Below are 12,200 nucleotides of genomic sequence, written 5' to 3'. Positions count from 1 at the left end.
CGGTTACCAGCGGTAGTCGTTACGGGTTTCCCAGTCTTTGACTTCGTTTTCCGCCTGATCTTTTTCTTAACCGTAGCGCTCCTGGATTTTACCTACCAGCTGATCGCGCTTACCTTCAATGACGGTCATATCGTCATCTGTCAGCTTACCCCACTGTTCTTTCGCTTTACCTTTGAATTGCTTCCAGTTGCCGCCGATTTCGTCTTTATTCATAATCGTGTCCTCGTGTTAAGCGTCTATGAGTATCGTCCGCTTCGTTCTTTTCTGCTGGACGTGATTATTATTGTAGTTAAGGATTCGGCAGTTGTTTTTATATTCGGAATCTTTAACCGTTACGATATATCGTGCGGGGCTGGAAACCAGGTATTGTTTCGCCAGTGACGATGCCAGATAACGGCCAGCGAAAGGCCACGCAGTGAGAGAAACACCGCCAGCGCCAGCCACAGACCATGATTGCCGAGATACGGCAGGGTTAGCAGCGTCAGGCCGAACCCCGCCGCCGCGACGGCCATGCTGTTGCGCATCTCCGCCCCTCGCGTCGCACCAATAAACATGCCGTCCAGCAAATAGCACCACACGCCCACCACCGGTAATACTACCTGCCAGAGGATGTAGCGATCGGCCAGCTCACGTAGCGCGGGCAACGAGGTGAGTAACGCGACAATATGCCCACCAAAACAGGCGTATACCAGAGCAAAGACCAGCGCCACCAGGCCCGCCTGACGACAGGCAGCACGCCAGACTTCGCGTAACTGGCCGCTTTCACGCGCGCCATAGGCCTGCCCTGAATGCGCCTCCACGGCGTAAGCAAAACCATCCAGCGCGTAAGCGGTAAAGGTCAGTAATGTCATAAGCACTGCGTTGACGGCAACGATCTCAGGCCCAAGACGCGCACCAAAAACGGTTAATGCACCAAAGCAGAGTTGCAGCAGAAGCGAACGGAGCATGATGTCGCGATTAAGCGCCAGCAGCTTACGAATGTTGCCGCGCCAGGCCGATTTCAGCAGATCCAGGGTGATACCGCGCATCGCCAGCACGCGCCAGACCATCCCCAAACCGATCAGCAGCGTACCGTACTCGGCAATCGCCGTGGCCAGCGCCGCGCCCCGGACGTTCATGTGCAGCCCCATCACCAGCCAGAGATCGAGCACAATGTTAAGCAGGTTGCCCACCACCAGCAGGATCACCGGCGCGCGGGCGTACTGCACGCCCAGCAGCCAGCCCAGCAGGACCAGGTTTGCCAGTGAAGCGGGCGCGCTGAGCCAGCGAATTTCGAGGAACCGCCGGGCCTGTTCCAGTACGGCATCGCTGCCGCCTACAATATGGAGCGCAAGATCAATCAGCGGCGTACGCAACAGAACGATTAACGCGCCGGCACCGAATGCCAGAATGAGCGGCTGAACCAGCGCACGCGCCAGACGCAGAGGATCTTTTGCACCATACGCCTGGGCCGTCAGGCCTGTCGTACTCATGCGCAGAAAAAGCAGCAGCATAAAGAGGAAGCTGGTCGCCGTTGCGCCGATCGCGACGCCGCCAAGATAAATCGGCGAATCGAGATGCCCGATAACCGCCGTATCCACCAGCCCCAGCAGAGGAACGGTAATATTGGAAAAAATCATTGGTAGCGCAAGACGCCACAACGCCTTATCGGCAGAAGTTAGCAATGCCATGGAAATTACCGGAATCAGAAAACAGGCAAGGCTGTAGAGGAACTACAGCCTGACAGGAAGAGATTACAGCCATTCACCGTTGCGGATAACGCCGACCGCCAGTCCTTCAATAGAGAAGCTCTGCTCGCGGAGATCCACCACAATCGGGGAGAATTCATTGTTTTCAGGCAGAAGCTGCACGGTATTGCCTTGTTTCTTAAGGCGCTTAACCGTCACTTCATCATCAATGCGCGCCACCACGACTTGCCCGTTACGCACATCCTGCGTTTTGTGTACCGCCAGCAGATCGCCATCCAGAATACCGATATCTTTCATGGACATTCCGCTAACGCGCAGCAGGAAATCGGCGCTCGGCTTGAACATGCCTGGGTCAACCTGATAGTGACCTTCGATGTGCTGCTGCGCCAGCAGAGGTTCACCTGCGGCAACGCGGCCCACCAGTGGAATACCGCTCTCTTCTTCCACAAGCAGACGAATGCCGCGTGAGGCGCCGGAAACAATCTCAATCACGCCCTTACGCGCCAGCGCTTTAAGGTGCTCTTCGGCAGCATTAGGAGAACGGAAGCCCAGACGCTGCGCAATTTCTGCACGCGTGGGTGGCATACCCGTCTGGCCGATATGATCCCGAATGAGATCAAACACCTCTTGCTGCCTGGTCGTTAACGCTTTCATACCGCCCCCTGGGTGTATATACAGTTATGCTGTGAGTATATACAGTCAAAGGCGATTTTGGAACCAAAAACTGCACAAAAAACCAGGGACTTAATTATTCCTCGAGGCTCATCGGAAATGCGACCAAAGAAGCGTGACCCAGGTGATCGCCGCAGTGATAATCGCCAGCAGTACGGCAGCGGAACCCATGTCTTTCGCCCGGCCAGACAGTTCATGGAATTCCGACCCGATTCGGTCAACAACGGCCTCAATAGCGCTATTCAGAATTTCCACTATCATCACCAGAAGGACAGATCCGATGAGCAGTACGCGGGTGATAGCATCAACATCAAGGAAGCAGGCGATGACAACGGCAACGATTGCGGCAACCGCTTCCTGGCGGAAAGCGGCTTCATTACCCCATGCCGCGCGGAAACCTTTCCATGAATAACCGGCAGCTTTAATGATTCGAGTTAACCCAGTGGTATTATTGGCCATTAAAAGAACCTTTTATGATAAATAGCGTCTGTAACTAAAGCCGCAGCGCGTTTTGCTGCAACCTGAAGTATGACGGGTAACAACAGAAATTTTGCGCGCTTTCTGTTATCCTTGCGCCGCAATTGCATTATTAACCAGAGGCTTTACATCGTTTATGTCCGGCTGGCCACGAATTTACTACAAATTACTTAATTTACCATTAAGCGTCCTGGTAAAAAGTAAGTCTATCCCAGCAGAACCTGCGCTGGAATTAGGGCTCGATACGTCGCGCCCTATTATGTACGTTTTGCCTTATAACTCGAAGGCAGACCTGCTGACGCTTCGCGCTCAATGTCTGGCGCACGATTTACCTGACCCGCTTGAACCGCTGGAAGTCGACGGTACGCTGCTGCCGCGCTACGTGTTCATCCATGGCGGGCCGCGCGTGTTCACCTATTACACGCCGAAAGAAGAGTCCATTAAGCTGTTCCATGATTACCTCGATCTGCACCGCAGCAACCCCGATCTGGACGTGCAGATGGTGCCGGTGTCGGTGATGTTTGGCCGTCGTCCGGGGCGCGAAAAAGGGGAAGAGAACCCGCCGCTGCGTATGCTCAACGGCATTCAGAAGTTCTTCGCCGTCTCCTGGCTGGGACGCGACAGCTTTGTCCGCTTCTCACCTTCCGTTTCACTGCGCCGCATGGCGGATGAACACGGCACTGACAAAATCATTGCGCAAAAGCTGGCGCGCGTTGCGCGTATGCACTTTGCACGTCAGCGTCTGGCGGCCGTTGGACCACGTCTCCCGGCACGTCAGGATCTGTTCAACAAGCTGCTGGCTTCCAAAGCGATTGCCCGTGCCGTAGAAGACGAAGCGCGCAGCAAGAAAATTTCGCACGAGAAAGCGCAGCAGAACGCGATAGCGCTGATGGAAGAGATCGCCGCGAATTTCTCCTACGAGATGATTCGCCTCTCTGACCGTATCCTTGGCTTCACGTGGAACCGCCTCTATCAGGGGATTAACGTCCACAACGCCGAGCGCGTACGTCAGTTAGCGCACGACGGCCACGAGATTGTCTATGTGCCCTGCCACCGCAGCCACATGGACTACCTGTTGCTCTCTTACGTGCTCTATCACCAGGGTCTGGTGCCGCCGCATATTGCTGCCGGTATCAACCTGAACTTCTGGCCAGCAGGCCCGATTTTCCGCCGTCTGGGTGCGTTCTTTATTCGTCGTACCTTCAAGGGTAACAAGCTTTACTCCACCGTCTTCAGGGAGTATCTGGGCGAGCTGTTCAGCCGCGGTTATTCCGTGGAGTACTTTGTTGAAGGCGGTCGCTCGCGTACCGGTCGTCTGCTCGATCCGAAGACCGGCACGCTGTCGATGACCATTCAGGCCATGCTGCGTGGCGGTACGCGTCCTATCACGCTGGTGCCTATTTACATCGGTTATGAACACGTGATGGAAGTGGGCACCTACGCGAAAGAGCTGCGCGGTGCAACCAAAGAGAAAGAGAGTCTGCCGCAGATGCTGCGTGGGCTGAGTAAACTGCGCAACCTCGGCCAGGGCTACGTGAACTTTGGCGAGCCCCTGCCGCTGATGACATATCTGAACCATCATGTTCCGGAGTGGCGCGAGTCTATCGATCCTATCGAAGCGGTACGTCCGGCCTGGCTGACGCCAACGGTCAACGGCATTGCATCCGAGCTGATGGTACGCATCAACAATGCTGGTGCGGCAAACGCCATGAACCTGTGTTGTACTGCGCTTCTGGCCTCCCGCCAGCGTTCACTGACCCGCGAACAGCTGACCGAGCAGATTGACTGCTACCTGGATATCATGCGCAACGTGCCGTATTCCGTTGATTCGACCGTGCCGTCTGCCACCGCCAGCGAGCTGATCGATCACGCGTTGCAGATGAACAAGTTCGAAGTCGAGAAAGATACGATTGGTGACATCATCATTCTGCCGCGCGAGCAGGCCGTGCTGATGACCTACTACCGCAATAACATCACGCACATGCTGATGCTGCCGTCGCTGATGGCGGCCATTATTACCCAGCACCGCCGTATTTCGCGTCAGGAGCTGCTGCGCCATATTCAGGCCATCTACCCAATGCTGAAAGCAGAGCTGTTCCTGCGCTGGAGTAAGGATGAACTGGCGGCAGAGCTCGATAAAATGACGGCAGAGATGCATCGTCAGGGGCTGATTACCATCAGTGATGATGAACTGCATATCAATCCGTCACGTTCCCGTACCTTGCAGCTTCTGGCTTCCGGTGCGCGTGAGACGTTGCAGCGCTACGCCATTACCTTCTGGTTGCTGAGTGCAAATCCGTCCATCAACCGCGGTACGCTGGAAAAAGAGAGCCGGACGCTGGCCCAGCGCCTTTCCGTTCTGCATGGCATTAACGCCCCGGAATTCTTCGACAAAGCGGTATTCAGCTCCCTGGTGCTGACGCTGCGCGACGAAGGGTACATTAGCGATACGGGCGATGCCGAGCCGGAAGAGACGATGAAGGTTTACCAGATGCTGGCAGAGCTGATTACCGCGGATGTGCGTTTGACGATTGAGAGTTCGACGCAGGGCGAGTGATGCTAAAGCCGGGTGGCGCTAACGCTTACCCGGCCTACATGTTCCGCTAAATCGTAGGCCGGGTAAGGCGAAGCCGCCACCCGGCTTTTTTATCACCAGTAACTCATCGCCAGGCCCAGAAACAGCACCAGCCCGACGTAGTTATTATTCAGAAACGCTTTAAAGCAGGCTTCACGCTCGCGTTTCGCGATCAGCTTCTGCTGATACGCAAACAGTAGCCCCGCCACCAGTACGGACCAGTAAAACTCCCAGTTCAGGCCGTTCAGGCGACCAATCGCCACCATCAGCGCCAGCACCGCCACCTGCAATATGCCGATGATAAGTTTGTCGTGACGACCAAACAGGATCGCCGTCGATTTGATGCCAATCTTGAGATCGTCATCGCGATCGACCATCGCGTATTGGGTATCGTACGCAACGGCCCAGAGAATATTCGCCAGGAACATCAGCCAGCAGCTGAGCGGAACGGACTCGCTGACCGCGGCAAACGCCATGGGAATCGACCAGCCAAATGCCGCACCCAATACCACCTGCGGCAGATGGGTGTATCGCTTCATGAACGGGTAAACCCAGGCCAGCGCCAGAGCAGCAACGGACAGCAGAATGGTCATGGTGTTAAGGGTTAACACCAGCATAAAAGAGAGAAGCACCAGCACCACAAACAGAATGCGCGCCTCTTTCCCGGTCACCTGACCGCTCGGCAGAGGACGATTCGCGGTGCGCTTAACATGTCCATCAAATTTCCGGTCAGCATAGTCGTTAACCACACAGCCCGCAGCGCGCATCAGCCAGACGCCCGCCACAAACACCGCCAGGATCCACAGCGGCGGCACGCCCGGCGTGGCAACCCACAGCGCCCATAAGGTCGGCCACAGCAGCAGCAGCGCGCCAATGGGTTTATCAGTACGCATCAGGCGGTGATAGGCCAGCAGCTTATTCTGCGTCAGACTCCACTCCATTTTTTCTCCCTCTTAGTACAACGGCGATGCAGGCAAAAAGAGTTCCGTCAGTATTAACGGCTTGCCACTCAAACGAAGGCGGGAACGGCGCCCCCACAAATCGGCATCGCAACCAATTTCAATAAAATCACGGGTCAGTTCAGACGAGGTGAACAGATAGCGCCCCAGGGGCGTTTTGCCGAGGCGTTGCAATGCCAGCTCCGGCCCGGAAAGTGTAGACTCAGGAACCACCGTCCGCCCGGCAAGCCACGGCTCGCCATCTGCACACAGTAAAATTTCACGCAGCCAGTAGCGTTCTTCTTGCGGCAGCAGCGGCAGCTCGCTGGCAATCTCCGCAGGCGAGACAAACCCTTCCTGAATCATCGCCACCGTGACCGTTTTACCCTGTTGCTCAAAACGTTTTGTCATGGAATCTTCCAGCAGCAGCCAGTCCAGTTGCTCCGGGTCAAGCGCGGGTATTTGGTCGAAATAGCGTAGCGCACGCAGCTGCGTTAGCGCGGGGTGTGACATGCCAGACTCTCCGATACATAACGTAAAGGCATTGTATCGCAGATTGGCAAAATGAGGACGGACAAACCAAATTTAGCGATCACTATCGCAACAATGGCGCAACTTAGCCAAAAAAAGTGCGCCCGTGAAGGCGCACTAAACGACTAACAAAATCAGCACTGTGGGGAGACGGTTACCCCTTGCCTTTTACACTGCTGATAAAGGTGGAACGGGCAGTGGTTGAACCTAAACGCTCAGCTTCATCAAGCAGTTTCAGCGCTTTATCGACATCGCCGTTTTTAACCGCCTGCTTGATGGCGTTGTTAAAGTAAGTTTCAGTATCGTTAAGCACGGGCTCGGTTTTTTTCGCCGGGGCCGGGGCTGCGGCCGGTGCTGCGGCTGGCGCGGCGTACACAGGCGCGGCAGTATTACCCACCGTTACCGGACCCGGGCCAGATGAGCCAAACAGCGGGCCTACGAGTACGCTGGAGGCACTGTTGGTGGAGACTTTCAGCTTGATCAGACCATCGGTGGTATGACGGGCAAGCGGGTCCGGAATATCCGGGACTGAGTTCCCCGTGCCTTTCGCATAGGCTTTTGCCGGGTCAACAAGCTTCGTTGTCTGTTGCAGATCTTTTTCAGTCGTGAACACCAGGACATAAATCTTCTGCTGACCCAGGGCTGGCGTCAGGCGCATAACGCCTTCCAGCCGATCGGCACTCATGACGCCAGGCTCCTGATAGCTGAAATAGTCACTTGGGAAGAACGCGGATGGCGTCATGTTCTGATCGAGGATCAGCACGTTAGGCGCGAAGACGCTGGTCTGTTTATTGACTTCACTGGTCAACGTCAGGGTCAGCTCGCCGATATTCGCCGGCACGCTGAAAGCCGCGACCGGACCGCTGATACCCGGCACGTTCAGTGACTGGCCCCCCGCTGAAAGCTGGGTAGTTTGTGCTTTCGATTGATCAACTGGCGTCCACACCAGTTGCTGTAGTGCCGCAGCCGGAATAGCTGGCGCAGCGCTGGTATTTTGAGGAACAAAATTCACATCTGCAAAGGTGACCGCAGGCGCACAGGCCAACAGCCCCGCAGAGAGGCACAGCGCGACGAGACTTTTCTTCATTTTCATTGTTATTACCTCTGATAGCGTGAGCACTGCGGTGGCCAGGCAATAGCGCGCAGCACCCTAAGGAGAGAGGGGCTTGCGCCCCTCTTTTCAGGTCATTACGTCAGGCTTGACGAATTACCACCAGATTTCCATCTGGGCGCCGAAGGTCCACTCATCGTTGTCACCACGGCTGAAGGTTTTCGCGGAGGTGTCGCTATATGCTACGCCAGAGGTGTAGCCCGTATCGCCGTTGTTCGCGTAGCCCCATTTCTCATCCCACTTCGCGTAGGTTGCGAAGACGCGGATAGCCGGACGGGACCAGATGCTGTCGCCTGCCTGCCATTGCTGTGCCAGGGTGATTTTGTACTGGCTGTTTTTGTCGTCAGTTTTCTGAGATTTGACGTTGTCGTAGCCCACTTCCAGCAAGGTGCTCATGATCGGCGTCCATTTGAACATTGGACGAACACCCACGGTCCACCACTCGGTACCGTTGTTGTTGTCACGATCGATGTTCTGGTACATACCGACGTACATCAGGTCCCAACGGTCTGCCAGGGTGATTGCACCGTGATCCAGCACGCGCCACATAGAGCCGTCGTTATCGATGCTGCCGCCCTGTGGAATACCTTTACCGTTAGAGGTCATGGAATCCGTACCGTATTGCAGTACGAACTTGTTGAAGCCTTTCATCATGCTCTGGGTGTGTTCAGCGGTGAACAGCCAGCCATCTTTAGAGGCGCCAGGTTGCAGGTAGTAGTCGTCAGGAATGTTGGTATGACCGTAGTCAACGCCCAGCTCCAGCGTACCGCCCGGGTTGGTTTCCAGACCGGCTAAACGGACGTCGAAGACATCGTTTGGTACCACGTTGTCATAAATACGGTCGCCGTTCGCATCACGATCGGCGAAGGTTGCAGAACCGCCGGACTCAGAAGAACGGGTCGCTGCCAGAGAGAGTTTACCAAAGCCCAGATCGATGTTTTCAATACCGGCACCAGGACCAGAGATATCCCAGTAGTAGAAGTCGATCATGTGTACGTCATGACGCTGATAGAAGCGTTTACCGGCCCAGATGGTAGAGCCTGGCAGCCATTCAATCAGGTTTTTACCCTGCACGTTAGCTTCACGGAAGGCCGGGCTGGTGGATTCCCAGTCATTCTGTTGAGAAACGGAGTACGCTACGTTGGTGTCGAAATAGAAGCTCTTGTCGCCTTCTTTCCACACTTCCTGGCCCAGTTTCAGTTCGGCGTAGGTTTCACATTCGTTACCGAGACGGTATTTACTTTGTGCGCCTGTTGCCTGGAAACATTGTTGTTCACCGCCACTTCCGGTCCAGCCAATGCCGGAACGAGCATAACCTTTAAAGTCTACGGCGCCCGCCTGGGCAGACAGGATGCCTGCCGCAATGGCGACAGCCAGAGGGACTTTGCGCAGAGTAATCATTATTCTATCTCCTGAGATCATTGCTTTTCTTTGTAATTGGAATGCTTAAACGCCTGGCTCTTTGTGCAACCGACGACATGCAGTGCCATCCTCACGGAACAGATGGCAGCGCTCTGGCGGCAAACCGATAGCGAATGTGGCACCCTCTTCTACCAACACCACGTCATTCTGGCGGTAGACCAGGTTCTGACGGATGGCGGGGATCTGGATATGAATCTGTGTTTCGTGACCAAGCTGTTCGACGACCTGAACTTCACCTTCCAGCGTCACATCAGCGATGTGGCTCGGCAGTAAATGCTCAGGGCGGATACCGAGGGACATATTGGCCCCCACCTGTACGTTGGCGCTGTCGACCGGCAGCCAGACTTGCTGACGGTTTGGCAGCTCCACCTGTACCTGTTCGATTGCCGTCGCGGTCACTTTTACGGGCAGGAAGTTCATCTTTGGCGAGCCAATGAAGCCCGCAACAAAGCGGTCTGCCGGGTAGTGATACAGCTCCAGCGGTTTGCCCACCTGCGCCACGCGACCGGCGTCCAGCACCACGATTTTGTCGGCCAGCGTCATCGCTTCGACCTGATCGTGGGTGACGTAAATCATCGTGCGTCCAAGGCGTTTGTGCAGACGGGAGATTTCGATACGCATCTGGACGCGCAGGGCGGCATCCAGGTTAGAAAGCGGTTCATCGAGCAGGAACACGCGCGGCTCGGCCACCAGCGTACGGCCAATGGCCACACGCTGACGCTGACCACCGGAGAGCGCCTTCGGTTTACGCTCCAGCAGATGTGCCAGCTGGAGCACTTCCGCCACCTGGGTGACGCGCTGGTTAATGGTCTCTTTTTTCGCGCCGGCCAGCTTCAGGCCAAAGGACATGTTCTCGGCAACGGAAAGATGCGGATAAAGGGCATAAGACTGGAACACCATGCCCACGCCGCGTTCAGCTGGCGGGATGTCGTTCATTCGGGTATCACCAATAAATAAATCGCCACTGGTGATGGTTTCAAGACCGGCAATCATACGCAGCAGAGTCGATTTACCACAGCCTGATGGACCCACGAACACCACAAACTCACCTTCGTGGATGTCCAGATTGATGTCTTTTGACACCACTACGTCGCCCCAGGCTTTCGTTACATTACGCAGCTGTACGCTCGCCATGCCCTTCTCCCTTCGTTACAACCTGTCACCGACAGAAACATTCAAGATAAGTTCACTATGCGTGTTCCATTACTTTCGTGAATCCTCCACCCCCCGGCTTTTTTATGGGGGAGGAGGCGGGAGGATGAGAGAGCAGGCTCTGCGACCGCAGCGGAGGGGCTGAGGCGAAAATCGTGAAGCGGCCTGCAAAATTCAGTGGGTTTTTATGTGCGCCAGCACTCATAACTTAAATTTATGTTACAGGGATCACACAAACAGGGGGTGGGGCGTAGGGACTGGGAGGATGGAAAGAGGATGTCAAATAAGGAGACTGAGTCACGTTGAACCACCTTATGTATCCACGAGCACATCACCAATAAAGGATGGCAGATATGAAGATCAAGACTGGCGCACGCGTTTTCGCATTGTCCGCCCTCGCAGCAATGATGATTTCCGCACCGGCTCTCGCCAAAATTGAAGAAGGTAAGCTGGTTATCTGGATTAACGGCGACAAGGGCTATAACGGTCTGGCCGAAGTGGGCAAAAAATTCGAGAAAGACACCGGTATCAAAGTCACCGTAGAACACCCGGACAAACTGGAAGAGAAGTTCCCGCAGGTTGCGGCAACTGGCGATGGTCCGGACATTATCTTCTGGGCGCATGACCGTTTCGGGGGCTACGCGCAGTCTGGCCTGCTGGCAGAAGTTACGCCAGACAAAGCCTTCCAGGACAAACTGTTCCCGTTCACCTGGGACGCCGTTCGCTATAACGGCAAGCTGATCGCTTACCCAATCGCGGTTGAAGCGCTGTCTCTGATTTACAACAAAGACCTGGTGCCAAACCCGCCGAAGACCTGGGAAGAGATCCCTGCTCTGGATAAAGAGCTGAAGGCGAAAGGTAAATCCGCCCTGATGTTCAACCTGCAAGAGCCGTACTTCACCTGGCCGCTGATTGCTGCCGACGGCGGTTACGCGTTCAAGTTTGAAAACGGCAAATATGACGTGAAAGACGTGGGCGTGGACAACGCAGGTGCGAAAGCGGGTCTGACCTTCCTGGTTGACCTCATCAAGAACAAACACATGAATGCGGATACCGACTACTCCATCGCGGAAGCGGCGTTCAACAAAGGCGAAACCGCGATGACCATCAATGGTCCGTGGGCCTGGACCAACATCGACAAGAGCAAAATCAACTACGGCGTGACCCTGCTGCCAACCTTCAACGGCAAGCCGTCTAAACCGTTCGTGGGCGTGCTGAGCGCAGGCATCAACGCCGCCAGCCCGAACAAAGAGCTGGCGAAAGAGTTCCTCGAAAACTACCTGCTGACCGATCAGGGTCTGGATGAAGTGAACAAGGACAAGCCGCTGGGCGCCGTTGCGCTGAAATCCTTCCAGGATCAGCTGGCGAAAGATCCGCGTATTGCGGCCACCATGGATAACGCCCAGAAAGGCGAAATCATGCCGAACATCCCACAGATGGCTGCGTTCTGGTACGCCACCCGTACCGCGGTCATCAACGCTGCAAGCGGTCGCCAGACTGTCGATGCCGCACTGAAAGATGCTCAGGGCCGTATTACTAAGTAAGTCTGAAAAACGGCGGGTGGCGCGTGCGCTTACCCGCCCTACGACTACGGCACGATCCGTAGGTCAGGTAAGCGCAGCGCCACCTGACGA

The 12,200-nt window shown here is 55.4% G+C and carries 10 protein-coding genes and 1 pseudogene; 2 read left to right on the top strand and 9 right to left on the bottom strand.

Annotated elements, in window-relative coordinates; genetic code table 11:
• Nucleotides 1–3: 3 nt before the first annotated feature.
• From ACQG1Y_RS01555 to ACQG1Y_RS01540, 4 genes and pseudogenes are all read right to left on the bottom strand, one after another.
• Nucleotides 4–213, bottom strand: a pseudogene (locus ACQG1Y_RS01555) (CsbD family protein).
• A 119-nt stretch (nt 214–332) separates the two neighbouring features.
• Nucleotides 333–1,670, bottom strand: a complete 1,338-nt coding sequence (dinF, locus tag ACQG1Y_RS01550; protein ID WP_023302925.1) for an MATE family efflux transporter DinF — start codon at nt 1,668–1,670, stop codon at nt 333–335.
• Nucleotides 1,671–1,733: 63 nt separating this feature from the next.
• The gene (gene lexA, locus ACQG1Y_RS01545; protein WP_003860318.1) at nt 1,734–2,342 is read right to left on the bottom strand and encodes a transcriptional repressor LexA; all 609 of its coding nucleotides are present in this window, start codon (nt 2,340–2,342) and stop codon (nt 1,734–1,736) included.
• Between the two features lie 108 nt (nt 2,343–2,450).
• Nucleotides 2,451–2,819 carry a diacylglycerol kinase gene (locus ACQG1Y_RS01540; protein ID WP_045327704.1) on the bottom strand — a complete coding sequence of 123 codons (369 nt, stop codon included), beginning with the start codon at nt 2,817–2,819 and terminating at the stop codon, nt 2,451–2,453.
• Between the two features lie 154 nt (nt 2,820–2,973).
• On the opposite strand from ACQG1Y_RS01540, the gene plsB reads away from it, so the two are divergent.
• Nucleotides 2,974–5,394: a glycerol-3-phosphate 1-O-acyltransferase PlsB gene (gene plsB, locus ACQG1Y_RS01535; protein WP_003860322.1), complete on the top strand. Its 2,421-nt coding sequence runs from the start codon at nt 2,974–2,976 to the stop codon at nt 5,392–5,394.
• Between the two features lie 92 nt (nt 5,395–5,486).
• Here plsB and ubiA read toward each other — a convergent pair whose 3' ends face one another.
• The 5 genes from ubiA to malK form a co-directional block, all read right to left on the bottom strand.
• Nucleotides 5,487–6,353: a 4-hydroxybenzoate octaprenyltransferase gene (ubiA, locus tag ACQG1Y_RS01530; protein ID WP_015570176.1), complete on the bottom strand. Its 867-nt coding sequence runs from the start codon at nt 6,351–6,353 to the stop codon at nt 5,487–5,489.
• Between the two features lie 12 nt (nt 6,354–6,365).
• Nucleotides 6,366–6,863, bottom strand: a complete 498-nt coding sequence (gene ubiC / locus ACQG1Y_RS01525; protein ID WP_045907634.1) for a chorismate lyase — start codon at nt 6,861–6,863, stop codon at nt 6,366–6,368.
• A gap of 172 nt (nt 6,864–7,035) precedes the next feature.
• Nucleotides 7,036–7,974: a maltose operon protein MalM gene (gene malM, locus ACQG1Y_RS01520; RefSeq protein ID WP_414234812.1), complete on the bottom strand. Its 939-nt coding sequence runs from the start codon at nt 7,972–7,974 to the stop codon at nt 7,036–7,038.
• Nucleotides 7,975–8,088: 114 nt separating this feature from the next.
• Complete coding sequence (locus ACQG1Y_RS01515) at nt 8,089–9,396, bottom strand: maltoporin (RefSeq protein WP_026094413.1); 1,308 nt, start codon at nt 9,394–9,396, stop codon at nt 8,089–8,091.
• 42 nt (nt 9,397–9,438) lie between these two features.
• A complete protein-coding gene (gene malK, locus ACQG1Y_RS01510; protein WP_003860329.1) occupies nt 9,439–10,548 on the bottom strand; it encodes a maltose/maltodextrin ABC transporter ATP-binding protein MalK in 1,110 nt (369 codons plus the stop codon).
• 371 nt (nt 10,549–10,919) lie between these two features.
• Between malK and malE the strand changes: the two genes are divergently transcribed.
• Nucleotides 10,920–12,110, top strand: coding sequence for a maltose/maltodextrin ABC transporter substrate-binding protein MalE (gene malE / locus ACQG1Y_RS01505; protein WP_017382618.1), 1,191 nt, complete (start codon nt 10,920–10,922; stop codon nt 12,108–12,110).
• The last annotated feature ends 90 nt before the right edge of the window (nt 12,111–12,200 follow it).

Source organism: Enterobacter cloacae complex sp. 397G4, from assembly GCF_050031515.1.
Taxonomy (GTDB): domain Bacteria; phylum Pseudomonadota; class Gammaproteobacteria; order Enterobacterales; family Enterobacteriaceae; genus Enterobacter; species Enterobacter hormaechei_C.
The sequence above is the reverse complement of the archived record's forward strand: the minus strand, read 5'-3'. Positions and strand labels throughout refer to the sequence as shown.

Excerpts from the sequence above, each read along its gene's own strand:
- dinF (WP_023302925.1), bottom strand. The coding sequence starts at position 1,670 with ATGGCATTGCTAACTTCTGCCGATAAGGCGTTGTGGCGTCTTGCGCTA.
- lexA (WP_003860318.1), bottom strand. The coding sequence starts at position 2,342 with ATGAAAGCGTTAACGACCAGGCAGCAAGAGGTGTTTGATCTCATTCGG.
- ACQG1Y_RS01540 (WP_045327704.1), bottom strand. The coding sequence starts at position 2,819 with ATGGCCAATAATACCACTGGGTTAACTCGAATCATTAAAGCTGCCGGT.
- plsB (WP_003860322.1), top strand. The coding sequence starts at position 2,974 with ATGTCCGGCTGGCCACGAATTTACTACAAATTACTTAATTTACCATTA.
- ubiA (WP_015570176.1), bottom strand. The coding sequence starts at position 6,353 with ATGGAGTGGAGTCTGACGCAGAATAAGCTGCTGGCCTATCACCGCCTG.
- ubiC (WP_045907634.1), bottom strand. The coding sequence starts at position 6,863 with ATGTCACACCCCGCGCTAACGCAGCTGCGTGCGCTACGCTATTTCGAC.
- malM (WP_414234812.1), bottom strand. The coding sequence starts at position 7,974 with ATGAAAATGAAGAAAAGTCTCGTCGCGCTGTGCCTCTCTGCGGGGCTG.
- malK (WP_003860329.1), bottom strand. The coding sequence starts at position 10,548 with ATGGCGAGCGTACAGCTGCGTAATGTAACGAAAGCCTGGGGCGACGTA.
- malE (WP_017382618.1), top strand. The coding sequence starts at position 10,920 with ATGAAGATCAAGACTGGCGCACGCGTTTTCGCATTGTCCGCCCTCGCA.